Source organism: Thermanaeromonas sp. DSM 22490 (genome assembly GCF_056378755.1).
Genome location: NZ_JBJHHE010000017.1, coordinates 1 through 17,050, shown reverse-complemented (window position 1 = coordinate 17,050; position 17,050 = coordinate 1). Strand labels below are relative to the sequence as shown.

Here is a 17,050-nt window from a genome sequence, read left to right as displayed (position 1 = left end):
CCACCTGCGAAGTGGGAATAGCTTATTTTGTTACCTTGAAAAATTAAGGTAAAAGGGGTAAAGCCTTTAGTTGCGTAAACTGCTCACTCAGTTCAGGCTGTTTCTTTTTAAGTTCTGTTAAAAGTTGTTCAGCCATGGGTTTTTGGCCCTGGCGGTCAGCTAATAAGGCTTGCCAGAGCTGTGCTTCTGGCCCCAGTTGTTTATCCTTTACTACGTCGTCCAGGTTGGCTGCTGCTTCTTTCCACTGGCCGAGGAAATATTGAGCCTTGGCCACCTCCAGGCGCAAAGCAGGGGTAAAGTTTAAACCTCCGGATTTCTCAAAATGTAGTTTTTTAAGGTCTCCCAGGAGATTTAATCGGTGTTCAATTTCTGGCCACAATTTAACTGCGGCAGTAAAAAGCTCCCTGGCCTCAGCAGGTTGGTTCGACTGTAAGTGCTTAATTCCCCCGGCCACATAAGCCCTGGCCAGGGTTTCCCACGTGGTTGCCACCCACGGCGCGAGCTCCCGGGCCTCCTCCAGAGCAGCCACTGCTTCCCGAATTTTTCCCTGGGCCCAGTAGACTTCGCCCACGCGGGTCATAATAAGGTAATTATAAGGCTCCTGGGATTTGGCCTGCAGAGCAAGTTTTAGAGCTTCCTGGGAACGACCTTGTTTCAAGTAAAGCGAAGCGAGGTCTCCGGCATAAGAGGCCATAAAAGGATCGTAGCGGCGCGCTTCTTCCAGCTTAGCTGTGGCCAAGCGCAGGTTACCCTGTTTTAAAGCCGCCAGCCCTTCGCGGGCGCTGGCATTACCGGCTAAAAAGGAGCTGCTAAAAAGTATCACCACAATAGCTGTTAGAACAACCGCACTGGCGTACTTCACCTTAAGAGGAGCAAACTTAGCAGACGGCAACAGAGTTTCTTTTTCCGGCTGGTGCTGCCGCTCTAGACTACGGCTCAAACCCCAGCAGGACCACAGCAAAATAGATACGGCACCCAGGGCTAAATCAAAATCAATGGCGGCGTGTAAACCCAAACTTAAAGCGGCAGCCAATAGAGATACAACTAATAAGCGTTCGTGGCCAGTAGTCCTAAGGTAGGTATTCCCCACAGTTATGAAAAAGCTAAGCCATAAGGCGGTTAAAATGGCTACTCCTATTATTCCTGTTTCTACTGCCAGTTGAGCATAATAGTTATGTACCTGGGTGGAGCTATAGAAATACCGCTGGTATTTGCGATAAACTGCTTCCCACCCGCCACCGCCATAGCCTAGCAGGGGGCGTTCCCGCAGCATGCTGAGAGCGTCCCGGGTCCATTCTACTCGTTCACGGCTGCTCCTCGTTTCCAAATTAATATCCTGCAGGCGCTGGACTATCTGTTCCGGTAACACAGCAGCCGGGCTGGTTCCTGAGAAAGTAAGAAGATAGCTACCTGCCAGTACCAGGGCGATCATACCCATGGCGGCTGCGGCGCGTAACCGTGGCGATGGGAGAAGTTTACCGGCCCAAGCCATAAGAATTTGTAAACCCAGGGCCACAGCCAGTCCCAGGAAGAACCATGTCCAAGCTCCGCTATAATCCCTGGCTACGGCCAGAGGGATGAAACGATAGTTGGCCACCAGCGCAGCTGCGGCTACGGCCAGCAGATGGGCAAGACTGTTTAAGCGAAAACCAGGTGGCGCCAGAAGAAGATAAAGGATCAGCGTTGCCGGAAAGACCAGATAAGCTCCCCGGGAGCCTGTCCCCAGGAAAACCATAAGCAAAAGGTAATTGCCAGCAGCATAAAAAAGGCGCAAGCGGTTATGGGCCTGTGCCCAGAGATAAAATCCTATAAAGCCGGTCCCCATCATATAAGCCGCCAGGGCGTTAGGATACTGCAGCGTAGAATAAAAACGTCCGCCTACAAAGCCATCTTTAATAAAAATTATTTCTGTAGCCGTAAACAACCCCGCTAGGGCTACCCCCATACCGCTGAGATAAAGGCTGTGCAAAATCCAGAAAGTGCGCCCGGGTGTATTGCTTAGCTGGATTATCATCCAAAAGGTTAAAAAGTAAAGCAAGACCTTACTTATCTCCGCCAGGGCTAAGCTCTGGCTGGCAGGGTAATTTATACCGCTAATAATATATACTATGACCAGGCCTAAAGCAGCATACTCCAGGGGATGCCTGAGAAAACTTAGGTCCCTGCGGGAAAACTTCCAGGTCCAAGTCAGGACGAATAACAATGTCGCCAGGATTAAAGACCAGCGCTGCTCTACCGGGAAGAAAAGACCCCGAAAAAAGGGAGGGTAAAAAAGAAGCAATAAAAGACCTCCAAAGGCTAAAGAGAATACCCCCTTGTTACCCTCTAAAGATACATAAGCTGTTTTTGCTCTTCCGGGTTTCTCCTTCGATTCTTTGAAAGTAGCCTTGGGCAACTTTAAAGTCTGCTTGCCTGTCCTAGCAGCCTTAAATTTAGGGTGTTGCCGCTTTTGTAGGGGAAGTTTTATTATTTTGCTACCGTACTCTCTATTGCTCATCCGCCTGACTACCCTCCTATTGGGTCCTGGCGTAAACATTCGCCATTTTACGGCCTTTTTCCTGCTGTCCTTCCTCTGGATTTTTCCAGCTACCAGGAGTTATAATCGTAGTAGGAGCAGGGTAGAAAGGAAGAAAAAGGATGGTTAAAAAACAGCCACCCTTAATTATTGAACGGCTGGAAGGAGATTTCGCCTTTATTAGATATAATAATTACACTTTCAATTTGCCTCGAGCTCTATTGCCACGAGCAGCCCGGGAAGGTGATATGTTAAAAATAGCCATTGTCCTTGAGCCGGCTAATACCAGGTCTCCACAAAAATTTATACGTAATGTTTAGCCAGACTGGCCATGGCGCGGAAGGCACGGTAAGTTTCCAGATAATCCGTACTTTCATAGGTTACCACGCGTGCACTCCGGCGTTTGCTCCTGGGCAGTAAGCAGGCAGCCTCCGCCTGGGCTGCTTCTTTAAATTCAACTTCTAAAGTAACGGTAGCCGGGGGCTTTAGGGGTTTATAACGGTTTAAGTTGCTCAGAGCGCGCGCAGCAGCAGCTCTTATTCTTTCCCTCGCTACGCCCGGCGCCAAACACCGGGCAGCATAAAATCCCCGCGCCTCTTTAACAATAACTACTTCCAAGTTTCCTAATAACTGCCTAGCTTCAGCTGCTACTATGTTATCCCCGGAAAGGAGTACTACTGGTACATCAAAATAGCCGGCCACCAGAGCATTAAGACCTGTTTCCCCTACCTCCCGGCCATTGATACGGCAGGAGAATACAGCCTCATTATAGGTGTGAGCTAAAACCCCGGAACTGCCCGCCCGGGCATGGTAGCCCAGAAAAAAAGCGGCACTAAAACTTGGGCCAATGCCCTCCATCATTCCCATTAATCTATTTTCCCCGGTAATAAGCCGGGCTTTGGGCAGCAAAGCTTCGCTCAAAATGTTGCGCATATTATTATGGCCATCATTCACTATTATTTCTGTAGCCCCTGCACCCAGAGCTCCCCGGACGGCAGCATTAACTTCAGCGGTTAAAAGGCGGCAATAATGCTGGTACTCTGACCCGCCCTTGGCCTCCACTTGATTCCAGGATACTACTCCGCTCAATCCCTCCATATCTACGGAGATATAAATGCGCAAAGTTTTCCAGGCCCCCTTTAAAAAGACAGGGGAGCCTGCCCTCTCCCCTGCCTTATTTGTTTATTAAGTTTTTATGCGGCACATGGTAACTATATTACCAGATGACGGGCAGGATACCTCCCAGAAACACAGGTCCCAAACGGAAAGGTATTCTCGCCGCGACTATTAGAAATGGTATGACGCTTAATAATACCGGATCGTCTCTCAAGCGGTGATGACAGTACATCATCCCATAACTGGTGTTATGCATATCTTCGGCGATGAAGTCTTCGTTCTCCTTATAGCGGACCAACAGTACATACTTATCCATGCCGCAAGTATGGGGATCGGGTAGGTCCCAGGCTACTACTGTCACCATCTTATGGTCCCAATCCATCATCCCTACTCCTTTTCCATGGGGAGCATGCTCGCTCCCGTAAAAAGGGAAGGCATAGCGGCGTCGGGGAACCGCGGGGAATAAGGGAATGCATATACGCTGGCCGGGGAAAATCACGTTAGGATCGGTGATTTGGGGATTGGCGGCTACAATTCTCTCCACAGTAGTACCAAAGCGGCGGGCTATTTCGAAAAGGGTATCCCCGGGTCGCACAACATAAATGAACCCTTGGGGACAGGTTATCCTACTTTTCAGAGGAATGCACAATACTTGGCCGGGAAAGATTAGATTGGGATCAGCCACTTGAGGATTAGCTGCAATTAAATCATCGAGGGATAAACCCAGGCGCTGGGCAATATTAAACATGGTATCTCCACTTTGAACCACATAGTAAATCCCACCAGGGCAACGAGGTAGTTGCTGGGCGTCCATTCTGAATATGCCCTCCTTGTCTTAAGGCAATTTGGGGTCACTATAGTTACTCTATAGATATGCAACTTACCTCACCCTGGTGAAGGGATAAAGAAAACTCTAACCACTTTTACGGTCAGGGCTTTTAAGTCTCTTTAAGGCTTTTTCGCCGGCGATACCGGGTTTGGTCATTTCCAGGGGGGATAAGATTATCTCCAGCTCTTCAGGGGTCAGAAGCCTTTGAGCTAAAACCACCTCGCGAATGCTTAAGCCTTTAGCTGTGGCCTCTTGGGCAACTTCCGTCGCTTTTTCATAACCCAGGTAAGGAAGGAGAGCCGTAACTAAGACAGGGCTGCGTTCCAGGAGCTCCCGGCAGCGTTCGGCGCGAGCAGTAATACCTGTAATACAGCGTTCCCGAAAGATCTGAGCTGCCCGGGCCAGCATATCCAGGGACTCTAGAAGGGCATGGGCAATAAGGGGACTAAAGGGGTTCAGCTCCAGCTGGCCCCGGCTGGCCGCCAAGGAGATAATTAAATCATTACCTATTACCTGCAGGGCTACCTGATTAACCATCTCCGGGATTACAGGGTTAACTTTGCCGGGCATAATGGAGGAACCGGCCTGCACTTCGGGCAGCCGTATTTCCGCAGGACCTCCGTGGGGACCGGCAGACAAAAAGCGCAGATCATCGGCTATTTTGCTTAAAGTCACAGCTGCAGCTTTGAGCAGACCGGACACTTCTACAAATACATCCATATTTTGGGTGAGGTCTACCATATTCTCTGCCCGCGCTAAACCCAAACCCGTAAGGCGGCGCAGGTGTTCAATAACTAAATAGATATACTTTAGCGGAGCATTTAATCCCGTACCTACGGCCGTGCCCCCTAAGTTCACCTGGCGCAGCCGCTCTTCTACCTTATAAAGCCGCCAGCGGTCGCGGGCTACTGCCTGGGCATAGGCGCTGAACTCCTGACCCAGGGTAACAGGTACCGCATCCTGGAGTTCCGTACGCCCTATCTTGATAATGCCGGCGAATTCACTTTCCTTTTCCTGGAGGGCAGCTTGCAATTCGGCCAGCCGGTCGGCCAGGGGTTGTAACAATCTTAAGGCGGCTAGCCTCATGGCAGTAGGATAAACATCGTTGGTAGACTGGTGCAGGTTAACATGGTCATTGGGATGAATATAGCTGTAATCACCGCGCGGCCGGCCGAGAATCTCCAAGGCACGGTTGGCAATAACTTCGTTAACATTCATGTTGGTCGAAGTACCGGCCCCACCTTGAAAGGCATCGAGAATAAATTCGTCGCTTAAACTACCATTGGCAATTTCCTGGCAGGCAGCAATAATGGCTCGGGCCTTTTCTTCCTCCAGGTACCCCAGTTCCCAGTTGGCCCGGGCTGCTGCTTCTTTAACTGTCGCCAGCGCTTTAATCAGCTCGGGATGCACCCTGTGGCGGCTCACACGAAAATTTTCTGCCGCCCTCAAGGTATGGATGCCATAATAGGCAGTAGCAGGTACCTCACGCTCACCCAGAAGATCGTGTTCAACCCGCATGTCCACGTTATTTTACGCTCCTTTGATCGCGTAAATGATTTAAAAAAACAGTTGCCGTAGCCAAATTGGTAGCTGCCGGGACGTTATGTACGTCGCAAATGCGCAAAAGGGCATTAATATCCGGCTCATGGGGTTGAGGGGTCAAGGGGTCCCGCAGAAAAATTACCAGATCCAGGCGCCTCCTGGCCACCAAGGACCCTATTTGCTGGTCACCTCCTAAGGGGCCTGATAAAAGGCAGTACACCTTAAGGCCGGTGCGCTCTTGGATCCTCGCTCCTGTAGTACCCGTAGCTATGAGGCGATGTTGGGCAAAAAGATCCCGATGCTTATGAACAAATTCCACCAATTCGTCCTTTTTCCGGTCATGGGCAATAAGGGCGATACGCAAAGCCACTACCCCCTTGTTAATTCTCTCCATAATGAGGGAGAACAAATATCCTTTAAATAAACTCGGGGGACCCTTAACTTTTGTTTTAGCCAATAATAAGCCAGCTCATCCTCACCCCAGTTAACAATACTCGAGCGCAGGTTTAGGGCGCGGCGGGTTGCGGGGCAACAGTAAAAAGTGCGGCAGACAAAGGGGCGGTAAGGGTAAAGGCGACAAAGGTTGCTCTCGGGTGACAAAAAAATACAGTAGCCCTCCCCGTCGGTGCGCAGGGTTATATCTAGGGCCCGGCCAATTTTTTGTACCTGGCAATAGTTGGCAATTACCTCTTTCAGCGACAAATGTTTCCCAGTTAAAGCGTGAAGCCCTTGCCGCAAGCTAATTAAATCCCTTAAGGTGAGGGGCAAGCGATCTCTACAGCAATGGGAACACCCGCGGCAATTACCGCCGCCGGCCTTAAAAGACCTGTAGATATTAAAATTTTCTACCCGGCCCACGGCCAGGAGATAATCATCTACTGTAGCCAGGGTTGAAGTAACGACTAAATCGTATCCTCCTTTACCGTTTACATGCCAGGGCCGCACCTGAACTGGTTCCACTCTTATTCTTCCTCCCACTCCATCTTAGCCAGGGGGAACGGCTCCAGGGCCCGGTCAAGTATGCCATGAACGAAAGCCAGAAAAACCCCATAATTAACAATGGGAACCCCGGCCGCTTTGGCCACCTGAATGCGGTAGAGCATTTCCCGGCGATTGATCATGCACCCTCCGCAGTGAATAACAAGCTTGTAAGTGGCCAAGTCCTCGGGAAAGCTACCGCCCGAAACCCAATTAAAATTCAATTCTCCACCCACATACTGGCGCAACCAGCGGGGTATCTGGACTTTACCAATATCATCGGGCTGGCGGTGGTGGGTACAGGCCTCCGCAATAAGGACCCTGTCCCCCGGCCTTAAATTTTTAACCGCCTTGGCCCCCCTCACCAGTTCTATTAAATCCCCTTTATAGCGAGCCATTAGAATCGAAAAAGAGGTCATCCAAACCTCCGGGGGTGTATCCGCAGCTACTTTTAAGAAGGCCTGGGAATCGGTAATCACTATTTTAGGCCGGGGTATTTGGGCCAAAGCAGCCTTTAGCTCACGCTCTTTGACTACCAACCCCATGGCATCATTATCCAGCAGGTCGCGCAGGACCTGCACCTGGGGCAAAATCAGCCTCCCCTTAGGAGCTGCTAAATCTATAGGAACCACCAGGACGGCCAGTTCACCCGGCCCTACCAAGTCGCCGACCAGGTAGGGCGCTTCAAAATCGGCAGGTGCGGCCTTAATCAGCTCGCTCTTTAACTCTTCAATGCCCTGGCGGGTTTTGGCGCTGACTGGTAATATCTTTTGGCCTAAAGTTCGTTCCATATCCGGGAGATGTTCTATCCCGCCCAGATCGATTTTGTTTAAGACAGCCACCATAGGCAGTCCCCGCTCAGATAGACGTTGTTTAAGCTCCAGTTCATATGGGCCTATCCCCGTCTGGGGATCCAGGACCAGGATAGCCAGATCGGTTTTGCGGAGAACTTCTAAAGTTTTCCTTATCCGCAGTTCCCCTAGCTCCCCTACATCATCAATACCCGCTGTATCGATAAGGACTACCGGGCCCAGAGGTAAAATTTCCATGGACTTAAATACAGGATCGGTCGTAGTACCGGGTACGCTGGAAACTACAGCCAGTTCCTGGTTAGTTAAAGCATTTATTAAGCTCGATTTTCCAGCATTGCGCCGCCCAAAAAGGGCAATATGCAAGCGGTTGCCCCGCGGTGTATCTTGCACTCTTTTTCACCTCCTTGGCCAGAAAAAAAGGGAAGTCAATGCCTCCCTCTCATTCCCCATTCTTTAACTAGCTGTCTTACTTTCCTTTTCTTTCGCTTCCACCTTGGCCTCATCTACTTTAACAGCCTCTTCAATCTCATTAGTTATAGAAGTGGTTGCCTTCTTAAATTCTCGGATTCCCTTACCCAGAGCTCTACCTACTTCCGGCAGTTTACCGGGGCCAAAAATAATTAGCGCTAAAACAAGGATTAGAAGTAATTCCGGGACGCCTAAACTGCTAAACATGACGTCTCACCTCCTCGGCCTCAAATAGTCCCCTCACGCGCCTTCGCTTTCAGCCTTTTCCTGCCGCCGGCGCACCAGATAAGACAACCATACACTACTTTCGTATAGAAGCACCATGGGAATGCCCATGAGCAACTGCGAAATTATGTCGGGTGTAGGTGTTAATATGGCTGCCAGAATAAAGATGATTAAGATAGCTAGCTTCCTATTTCTCACCAAAAACTTAGGTGTTACCAAACCTAACTTGGTTAACAAGACCACAACTAAAGGCAGCTGAAAAACCAAACCAAAGGGCAAAACAAAGGTAGTTAAAAATCCTAAATACTTAGATATAGTAATTAAAGGTTGAAATCCTTCGCTTACCGTGACCAGTAAGAAACGCAGGGCTGCCGGAAAAACTACGTAGTAGCCAAAAGCTATACCCCCCAGAAAAAGCACGAGGGAAAAGGGCATAATTATATACACCAAACGCCGTTCATGCGGGTGTAAAGCAGGCAATATAAAGCTCCATATCTGCCACAGAATAACAGGTAAAGCCAGGAATATAGCTGCTAAGAACGAAACTTTTATAGAAGTAAAGAAAGCTTCCCAGGGAGTGATATAGACTAAAGAAACCCCCAGATCCTTTACCGGCCGCGTTAGCAGTGCCAGAAGCTGGCTCCGGAAACCAAAATAAGTGACCAGTGTGGCCAAGCCCAGGGCGGTCAGACAAACAATTAACACTCGCCGCAACTCTTCTAAGTGCTCTGTTATGGTCATGGATTTATCTTCCATTTTGCCACCCCCCTGCACCTGGCCCTTTATTCCCATTATACTGCTAATAAGGCTCTCTAGCAATGTAAATTGCTACCCAGCTCAAGTAGCCAGCTGTTGAGCGGCTGATGGTTTTACCAGAGCTAAAAACATTTCCTTCAAGGCCTCTCGCCCGGAAACATCCGGCAGTTTTCCTAAGGCCGCTTCTACCGCCTTGATATGCTGGAGAACCGGTAGCCCTCGACCTGTGATTCGCATTCCCCAAATTATACCCAAGCCATGGCCCAATTCATACCAAACGCACGCTTCCTCAGGCCGGGCGCCGCCCAAAATTCCACCTAACTGGGCAGCAATTCCTCCCATAATACCACATACTTCAATGAGGGCTGTACCAGTATCATTATCTTCTTTAACTTCTTTTTGTACTAGGGAAGTAATGAATCTTAAATGTAAAGTACAGATCATTTCGGCCAGCGGTTTTAAGAACTCCAGGTTGCCATCCCGGCACAGAAGGTCAAAAAACTTCGTATATAGATAATCGCCCCACAAGGTAGGCCGGGCTGCTTCGCGGCTGGCGTTAGTATGAATAAAAGAAGCAATAAAAATGAGCTGTAAAACGGCAGCCAGGGACAACAGGCGCTGATCCCGATAGCCATAAAACCGACCGCTTAAGATAACTAGTGCAGGCAAAAAATGCCGTTCGCACGGGCCTAAGTGGGGCCACATAAGTTTTGTAGTTTCTTGTTCCAGTCGCTGCTCAACTGCCTCTAAATCCGGGGCGAGTTGTGGGCATAAATGTAAGGCCATGATATATAAACCCCTTAAGAATTATTGGAGTCATAATTCGCCTTAAGTTGATGCTTTCCTGCTAATTTAGTACTAAATTAACTCCATAAAAATGCCACAGGCCCTGCCAGCTTTCCCTTCGCCAGCAAGGCCCGTTAGCCATTTTGAGCTGTAGGTACTAAAATAAATATCCCCTCCTACAGATTGACGACCGCCGCACGACGAGGCTCTATTATGCCCCGTTGAATTTCAGTGGCATGAACTTCCTCTGCCTGAAACTGGTCGGTCAAGTACCTGCAGGCATCCCATGGATTAACTTTTTCCCCACAGGTAAAAACATCCACGGCGGCATACCCTAATTCAGGCCACGTATGGATCGCGAGATGGGATTCGGAAATGACCACCACGCCGCTGACGCCTTGGGGGCTGAATTTATGGAAGCAGACTTCACGAATTTCGGCCCCTGCTTCAAGGGCTGCATTAACCATAATTTCCTCGACTCTTTTAATGTCGTTTAGGATTTCAAAACTGCACCCATAAATCTCAGCTAGAACATGACGGCCCAATGCGCGCAATTATCATTCCTCCTTTACTGTTAAAATAGGGTGTTCAATCAAATCCAATTGTAACCGTAGACCCCCCCCTTGTCAACTAAAATTCGCAGTAAATGTCGGATCAAAAACTCGATTTATTTCCCAAGAGAGCACATAACCTTTCTGTAGCATAATAGGCCTCAGCATAAGTGAAATAAACAGCAGGATCCCGGCCTGTTTCCTTTAAGGGTAAAAGCCCTTTTTCTCCTGCTTTTTGGATGGCGGTTCCCGGTTCCAGGTTGGAGATGTCTTCTCCCAAATAGGCGAGTAAAAGTCTCGCCGCTTCTCCCCGGGTTAATACTTGAGTATTGAGAAAGGTCTGTAGCAAATGGGACTTGGCTTCGACCAGGCCAGCCTTATCCGGCACAGCCCGCTTTATAGCGTTGGCCGTCATATAATAGAAGCTTTGCCCAGTTATCTCTTTATCAAGCTTCCAGTCATTATTGTAGCCGGCCACTACTAGACCCCAGCGATTGACAAACTTTAGAGCTGGGAAAACCCAATGGCTTTCTAAAGGATTGGGAATATAAAAGGCTTTAAGATAAGCTCCCTGCTTAACTAATAAGTCCTGTATTTTTTGGATGTCCTCCAGACTACCTGCTATTTCACGTAGGCTTTTACCCGTACGGACGGAATAGGCTGCCGCTACTCCTGCAGCATCGCCAGTAGCCATTCCCACCGGTACTACCCTAGTACTCCCGGCTGCCAGATGGGTATACCCGGCCGAACGCCCTACTACCAAAAGATTGTCGATCCTCAGAGGCACTAAAGACCGAAAAGGAATGCTATACATCACCGGCCGGCCGTAGACAAAACCTGTATCCTGAGGTGAAGTGGCCTGCACATCCACGGGGTAGGAACCGTGGGCTATACGATCGGGAAAATCACGGTTAAAGACTACGTCATTTATATCTAACTGATATTCAGCCTTTATATGGCGTGTCTCCCGGACATAAAGTTCCGGGGCAGTGCCATCTAATTCTGCCGTAGCAAAACCAGGTATCTTAGCCTTCAAGAAAGCAGTTATACTCGGTAATTCTTTTTTAGCCAACTCTATAGCTTCTTTTTTGGCTCCTTCATTTAGGCCATCTACGCCGAAAATTTGCAGGGCATTTATTAAAATAGTACCATCCTTCTGCCGCCCGATATTTAAACCTCGCAGACGTAGGCGAGGAGTGGAGGGCTGGTACTGGCCGGTTAAGGAACTAAACCCCCAGGCCGCCCGGTTGGATATTTTACCATCAGCCACTCTCCCTTCTTTTATTGCCTGCCCCAAGGCTTCCCAATTTACTCCTTTAAGGCGAAAAATAAGAGTTACCGATTGACGTCTGCCTTTTTCTCCAATATCCTCTGCACCAATAGTATACGGAACGCCTGCAGCCGCTGCTACGTCCCCGTCCTGGGTGGCATCAATTATATTACGGGCATAAAATTTGATTGTCTCCTTACCCCTTTCAACTTCTACCCCTACTAGTTTATTGCCCTCCAAAAGCGGAGCTTTAAAGGTAGTATTTAGGCTTACTGCTAGGTTGGGGTAACGCGCGACCATTTCGCTAAAAATCTGCTTGGCTTCCTCTATATCAAAAATCTCGCCTTTGACCTGCCGGTAAAACTCCAGAAAAGTTCCTTGGGTGAGCAATTCTCCGCGAGGGCCAAAATTCATATCGATGAAGTTAAGCCAACCGTAAGTAAAAAGCCCGCCTAGGCCATCACGCTTTTCTATTAACAGTACCTTTATGCCCTGCTTGGCTGCTGAAATCGCGGCTGCCACACCTTCCGGCTCTCCCCCAACAACGATAACGTCATAGCTAGTCCCCGTAATTGGGGGGGGAGCAGGAGGAAAATCTTCTGGTTTGGGGGTGGAAATTTTAGTGGCCCTACTGTTCTGGTAAAAATATAATCCCGTTAGCAGGACTAAAGCTAGCATTGTAATTGTCGTAATGCCAATAATAGTTTTAGAACTTCTATCTGGCAACCTCTTAGCCGCCTTTCTTAATAGTTTTCCAGCCTTATAGTAAAAGCCAGCCCACAAAAAGTGGACTGGCTCAGATACATACAAGGTGGTCGGAGCGGGGAGACTTGAACTCCCGAACCTCTTGCACCCCAAGCAAGCGCTCTAGCCAAGCTGAGCTACGCCCCGACACTCCGTCATTGCAATATAGAGTATATCACCCCTCAGGAAAGTTTGTCAAGGATTTTAGCCCTGCCCTGCAAAAAGTGAGGATAACTGAGTTTTAGGGCTCTATGTCATTCTCTATAAGTTGTTTAACATCGCTCTAGCCTTCCTGGTTCTTCCAGTTATCCTCCAGCTGTATCGTTTTTTCTCCTCCTTCCAGGTTAAACTCTACCCTGTTCCCGTTTACCCGGACTTCTTTTATCGGCCCAGGATTTCTCAAGACAGCTTTAAATTCCTTTTGTCCCCTGGCAAACCCGCTATGAAGCTTTTCCCACTTTAAAGTCAGCACACCATTGTTCAACGTTGTATAACTTATCTGGTACAAATTGAAGATACCCTTTTTGTACTCATGGGTCTGGCCGTCATCTTCGTAATAGATATATTCGCCTCTAGAGCTGTTGCCCAGGAAAAAATGAAACTCAACCTGCCACGGCCTTTCGCCAACATAATTCATGGGCCTGGCCATAGGAATTATCGAGCCTTCCTTTACGAAAATAGGTATCTTCTCTAAAGGGGCATCAACTAAATGGTACTGGCTGCCTTCTAAGACTTCACCCGACCACCAGTCAAGCCATTTACCCTCTGGAAGATAAACTGCCTTTTTAATTTGGCCAGGCTCATACACTGGCGCCACCAGGATGCTGTCGCCCAGTAAAAACTGGTCGAAAATGCGGTGGCAGTTTTCATCCCTTTCGTATTCCCAGACCAGCGGTCTTAAGACGGGCGCACCCCTTTGGGAAGCTTGATAAAAAAGGTTATAAATATAGGGTAGTAAAGTGTACCTCAGCTGGATAAATCTCCTGCATATATCCTCGCATCTCCTACCAAAAGCCCAGGGTTCTTGGGCAACCGTATTCACTTCGCTATGATTGCGGCAGAAAGGATAAAAAGCCCCCACCTGCGTCCACCTTATCAGTAACTCTTCGCTCGCATCTCCAGCAAAACCCCCTATGTCTGCCCCGCAGAAGGGTGCTCCCGAAAGCCCAAGGTTTAAGAGCATAGGGATGGACATCTTCAGGTGGTCCCAGTAGCTCCGGTTATCTCCTGTCCAGGTGGCTGCGTACCTCTGGATGCCAGCAAAAGCGGCTCGCGTTAGAATAAAGGGCCTTTCCCCAGGTTTAAATTTAAGGAAGCCCTCTCGGGTAGCCATAGCCATATTTAAAGCGTAAAGGTTACGGAACTCTTCGTGGGTAACAGGGTTACCATTGCCCTGGTGGATTAAGTTGAGGGGCATCATCTTAGCAGGATCATCTAGAACCGTCGGCTCATTCATATCGTTCCATATGCCCGCAATACCCATCTCTAAAAACTCTCTGTGCAGGTCTGCCCACCAAGTTTTGACATCGTCTCTAGAAAAGTCAGGAAAACAGGTGAGACCGGGCCAGACTTTGCCCGTAAAGATTAAACCGTTCTCATCAGTTACAAAATAACCTTTTTCCAGTCCTTCCCTGTAGACTCTGTAATTTATATCTACTTTTACCCCTGGATCCACAATGGTGACTACCTTAAATCCCATTTCTTTTAGTTCTCGTATCAGGCCAGGTGGATCAGGGAATCTCTCTTTATCGAAGGTAAATACTCTAAACCCATCCATATAATCAATGTCAAGGTAGATGACGTCACAAGGGATATCTCTTTGTCTGAACTCTTTCGCTATTTCCATAACCCTTTCCTGAGGATAATAACTGTATCGGCTTTGCTGGTAGCCCAGAGCCCATACAGGTGGTAGTTCCATCCTACCTGTAATCTCTGTATACCCTTCTACTACCTCCTTTACTGTAGGACCATAGATAAAAAAGAAATTTAGCGGCCCTTTTTCAGCTCCAAAGGTTACCCGATCGTCATTGCTTTTTCCCATATCAAAAGAAGTACGGAAAGTATTATCAAAGTAAATACCATAGCTCCCGCTTTTATTCACACCTATATAAAAGGGGTAGCTCTGGTACATGACATCGGCACCTTCAGTATAGGTTTCGTAACAGTCCGCATTCCACATAGTATATTTCTTGCCTCTTTTATCTAAAAACCCTGTCTTTTCCCCTAAACCGTAAAAGTGTTCATCTGGACGAATGGAAAAGGAACAACCCCTCCACTTTTCGCCTAAAATTAAATCCTGACCTTCCAGCCAAAAGCCGCGGTCATCACGGAACTCCAGGGTAAAGTCCCTCTTGTTTACCCTAACCGTTAAACATTCAGTAGCCAGGATAAGATAACCTTCTTGCTCCTCTACTTGAAAGGCTACAGACCGAGGCCTAATAATCACTGCCTGGCTAAAGGTTTTTTTGCGGCTTTTATGGGCGTAGATATTAATTATTTTATCTGTGAATGCTTCGACCTCTACATTAAAATTCTCGCATCCTATATGCACTTTGTTGTTGTCCTTCTTCCAGAATAGAACTCGCCCTGACTTCATAGTGGATGTAATGTTCCTCCTCCTAACCTCTATGGCTCCTGCTGTCAGTTTAGATATTCTCTACTGAAAAATTAATACCTGCGACTAGTGTTACAAGCAAAAAATATGACGGCCTCGATAGCATCAGTTTTCCCAGATATCCCGGTGTTTAAGGGATTTATCTTCGGAATTTTAAATGAAGCCTAAGAAAAAAATTGCAGCGGAGCCCTCACAGATTCTGAAGGACCCACGCTGCCACAATTCCTTCCTCTTTTAAACACTAAATTTATACGTCAAAGTAAAGAGTAAATTCATAGGGATGGGGTCTCAGCCTTACTGCATCAATTTCCTTATTCTTCTTGTAGCTAATCCATGCCTGAATAAGTTCTTCAGTAAATACTCCTCCCTGGAGAAGGAACTGATAATCTTCTTCTAATGCTTTTAGAGCCTCGTCCAAGGAACCGGGAAGGGAACGTATGGCTTCTACCTCTTGAGCGCTTAGTTCATAAATATTTTTGTCCAAGGGTTCACCCGGGTCAATCTTGTTCATAATACCATCCAGTCCTGCCAAAAGCATGGCGGCAAAAGCGAAGTACGGGTTGCAGGAGGGGTCCGGTGGGCGATATTCTATCCGCTTAGCCTTGGGACTGGAAGAATATACGGGAACCCGTACGGCTGCACTACGGTTCCTCTGGGAGTAAACCAGATATACGGGGGCTTCGAAACCAGGTACTAGACGCTTAAAAGAATTAGTTGTCGGGCTGCAAAAAGCAGCCAAGGCTGGACCATGCTTAAGAAGTCCCCCAATATAATATCTGGCCAACTCACTTAGACCAGCGTAACCGCTGGCATCATAAAAGAGGGGATTGCCTTCTTTCCACAGGCTTTGGTGTACGTGCATTCCCGAACCGTTATCCTGGAAAATAGGCTTAGGCATAAAGGTGGCAGTTTTATGATGCTTTCGAGCTACATTTTTAACAATGTATTTGTATAAGAGCAATTGGTCAGCCATTTTAGTCAAAGTCCCATATTTCATATCGATTTCGCACTGGCCAGCAGTAGCTACTTCATGGTGATGGCATTCCACCTGAATGCCGCACTCCTGCATAATAAGGACCATCTCTGTACGCAAGTTTTGCAGACTGTCGGTGGGGGGTACCGGAAAGTAACCTTCCTTATAACGCGGCTTATACCCCAGATTAGGCCGTTCTTCCGCTCCGGAATTCCAAAATCCCTCGATAGAATCTACAAAGTAGTATCCGTAATGGTAATTCTGGTCGAACCGGACATCATCGAAAATAAAGAATTCAGCTTCTGGTCCCCAATAACTAGTATCAGCAATTCCGGTAGACTTCAGGTAAGCTTCGGCTTTTTGTGCTACGTAACGAGGATCGCGTTCAAAATTTTTCTTGGTAACCGGATCGACAACATTACAGATAAGGCTTAAGGTAGGAGTATCACAAAATGGATCTATGAAGGCAGTATCCAGATCTGGGACGAGAAGCATGTCGCTTTCGTGGATTTCCTTGAAGCCGCGTATACTAGAACCGTCGAAACCAAACCCCTCTACTATGTTTTTTTCATCCACTTCCGACAGGGGTATGCTGAAATGCTGCCATAACCCCGGCAGGTCGACGAATTTAAGATCTAGCATTTTGACTCCTGTTTCGCGTGCCCAAGTCAGAAATTCTTCCGGTTTTCTCTCCATGAGCTAAAACCTCCTTAAAAGTTGTTATAAGTTATTTTAAGAAAAGAAGCCTCAGCGACATTTTCACCATAGTCGCTGAGGCTTCTTTGCCTCACAATCTTCTATGACCCCACACTTCCCTTTCCCTGGCAAGAAGTACTGAGTGTCACCATATGTAAATTTTGTTCCTCCACCC

15 protein-coding genes and 1 tRNA gene are annotated in these 17,050 nt (G+C 48.0%); 1 reads left to right on the top strand and 15 read right to left on the bottom strand.

Annotated features, from left to right (window positions below; genetic code table 11):
* Positions 1-43 precede the first annotated feature (43 nt).
* Positions 44-2,497 carry a tetratricopeptide repeat protein gene (locus AC1BI1_RS11220; protein WP_476717388.1) on the bottom strand — a complete coding sequence of 818 codons (2,454 nt, stop codon included), beginning with the start codon at positions 2,495-2,497 and terminating at the stop codon, positions 44-46.
* Between the two features lie 140 nt (positions 2,498-2,637).
* Between AC1BI1_RS11220 and AC1BI1_RS11215 the strand changes: the two genes are divergently transcribed.
* Positions 2,638-2,835, top strand: coding sequence for a DUF3006 domain-containing protein (locus AC1BI1_RS11215; protein WP_476717387.1), 198 nt, complete (start codon positions 2,638-2,640; stop codon positions 2,833-2,835).
* On the opposite strand, the gene AC1BI1_RS11210 is transcribed toward AC1BI1_RS11215, so the two are convergent.
* The 14 genes from AC1BI1_RS11210 to glnA all read right to left on the bottom strand — a co-directional run bounded on the left by AC1BI1_RS11210 (position 2,819) and on the right by glnA (position 16,875).
* Positions 2,819-3,637 carry a M55 family metallopeptidase gene (locus AC1BI1_RS11210; RefSeq protein ID WP_476717386.1) on the bottom strand — a complete coding sequence of 273 codons (819 nt, stop codon included), beginning with the start codon at positions 3,635-3,637 and terminating at the stop codon, positions 2,819-2,821. The two genes, AC1BI1_RS11215 and AC1BI1_RS11210, sit on opposite strands and share 17 nt — an antisense overlap.
* 94 nt (positions 3,638-3,731) lie before the next feature.
* Positions 3,732-4,445: a LysM peptidoglycan-binding domain-containing protein gene (locus AC1BI1_RS11205; RefSeq protein ID WP_476717385.1), complete on the bottom strand. Its 714-nt coding sequence runs from the start codon at positions 4,443-4,445 to the stop codon at positions 3,732-3,734.
* A gap of 99 nt (positions 4,446-4,544) precedes the next feature.
* The gene (locus AC1BI1_RS11200) at positions 4,545-5,984 is read right to left on the bottom strand and encodes an aspartate ammonia-lyase (RefSeq protein ID WP_476717384.1); all 1,440 of its coding nucleotides are present in this window, start codon (positions 5,982-5,984) and stop codon (positions 4,545-4,547) included.
* Position 5,985: 1 nt separating this feature from the next.
* Entirely contained in the window at positions 5,986-6,366 is a 381-nt protein-coding gene (locus AC1BI1_RS11195; RefSeq protein ID WP_476717383.1) for a methylglyoxal synthase, read from the bottom strand.
* A 5-nt stretch (positions 6,367-6,371) separates the two neighbouring features.
* Positions 6,372-6,962, bottom strand: coding sequence for a YkgJ family cysteine cluster protein (locus tag AC1BI1_RS11190; RefSeq protein WP_476717382.1), 591 nt, complete (start codon positions 6,960-6,962; stop codon positions 6,372-6,374).
* 2 nt (positions 6,963-6,964) lie between these two features.
* Complete coding sequence (hydF, locus tag AC1BI1_RS11185) at positions 6,965-8,182, bottom strand: [FeFe] hydrogenase H-cluster maturation GTPase HydF (protein ID WP_476717381.1); 1,218 nt, start codon at positions 8,180-8,182, stop codon at positions 6,965-6,967.
* A gap of 63 nt (positions 8,183-8,245) precedes the next feature.
* A complete protein-coding gene (tatA, locus tag AC1BI1_RS11180) occupies positions 8,246-8,467 on the bottom strand; it encodes a twin-arginine translocase TatA/TatE family subunit (protein ID WP_476717380.1) in 222 nt (73 codons plus the stop codon).
* 33 nt (positions 8,468-8,500) lie between these two features.
* The gene (gene tatC / locus AC1BI1_RS11175; protein ID WP_476717379.1) at positions 8,501-9,241 is read right to left on the bottom strand and encodes a twin-arginine translocase subunit TatC; all 741 of its coding nucleotides are present in this window, start codon (positions 9,239-9,241) and stop codon (positions 8,501-8,503) included.
* An 81-nt stretch (positions 9,242-9,322) separates the two neighbouring features.
* On the bottom strand, positions 9,323-10,027 hold the full coding sequence (locus AC1BI1_RS11170) for an isoprenoid biosynthesis enzyme family protein (protein ID WP_476717378.1): 705 nt from the start codon (positions 10,025-10,027) through the stop codon (positions 9,323-9,325).
* A gap of 176 nt (positions 10,028-10,203) precedes the next feature.
* Entirely contained in the window at positions 10,204-10,581 is a 378-nt protein-coding gene (gene speD / locus AC1BI1_RS11165) for an adenosylmethionine decarboxylase (RefSeq protein ID WP_476717377.1), read from the bottom strand.
* Between the two features lie 100 nt (positions 10,582-10,681).
* Positions 10,682-12,526 carry an FAD-dependent oxidoreductase gene (locus AC1BI1_RS11160; RefSeq protein ID WP_476717425.1) on the bottom strand — a complete coding sequence of 615 codons (1,845 nt, stop codon included), beginning with the start codon at positions 12,524-12,526 and terminating at the stop codon, positions 10,682-10,684.
* A gap of 134 nt (positions 12,527-12,660) precedes the next feature.
* Positions 12,661-12,739 (bottom strand) — tRNA-Pro (locus tag AC1BI1_RS11155).
* 136 nt (positions 12,740-12,875) lie between these two features.
* On the bottom strand, positions 12,876-15,188 hold the full coding sequence (locus AC1BI1_RS11150; RefSeq protein ID WP_476717376.1) for a glycoside hydrolase family 31 protein: 2,313 nt from the start codon (positions 15,186-15,188) through the stop codon (positions 12,876-12,878).
* A 265-nt stretch (positions 15,189-15,453) separates the two neighbouring features.
* Positions 15,454-16,875: a type I glutamate--ammonia ligase gene (gene glnA / locus AC1BI1_RS11145; protein ID WP_476717375.1), complete on the bottom strand. Its 1,422-nt coding sequence runs from the start codon at positions 16,873-16,875 to the stop codon at positions 15,454-15,456.
* Between the last annotated feature and the right edge of the window lie 175 nt (positions 16,876-17,050).

Coding starts and splice junctions, on each gene's coding strand:
- AC1BI1_RS11170 (WP_476717378.1), bottom strand. CDS start 10,027: ATGGCCTTACATTTATGCCCACAACTCGCCCCGGATTTAGAGGCAGTT.
- AC1BI1_RS11215 (WP_476717387.1), top strand. CDS start 2,638: ATGGTTAAAAAACAGCCACCCTTAATTATTGAACGGCTGGAAGGAGAT.
- AC1BI1_RS11220 (WP_476717388.1), bottom strand. CDS start 2,497: ATGAGCAATAGAGAGTACGGTAGCAAAATAATAAAACTTCCCCTACAA.
- tatA (WP_476717380.1), bottom strand. CDS start 8,467: ATGTTTAGCAGTTTAGGCGTCCCGGAATTACTTCTAATCCTTGTTTTA.
- glnA (WP_476717375.1), bottom strand. CDS start 16,875: ATGGAGAGAAAACCGGAAGAATTTCTGACTTGGGCACGCGAAACAGGA.
- AC1BI1_RS11160 (WP_476717425.1), bottom strand. CDS start 12,526: ATGCTAGCTTTAGTCCTGCTAACGGGATTATATTTTTACCAGAACAGT.
- AC1BI1_RS11205 (WP_476717385.1), bottom strand. CDS start 4,445: ATGGACGCCCAGCAACTACCTCGTTGCCCTGGTGGGATTTACTATGTG.
- tatC (WP_476717379.1), bottom strand. CDS start 9,241: ATGGAAGATAAATCCATGACCATAACAGAGCACTTAGAAGAGTTGCGG.
- AC1BI1_RS11150 (WP_476717376.1), bottom strand. CDS start 15,188: ATGAAGTCAGGGCGAGTTCTATTCTGGAAGAAGGACAACAACAAAGTG.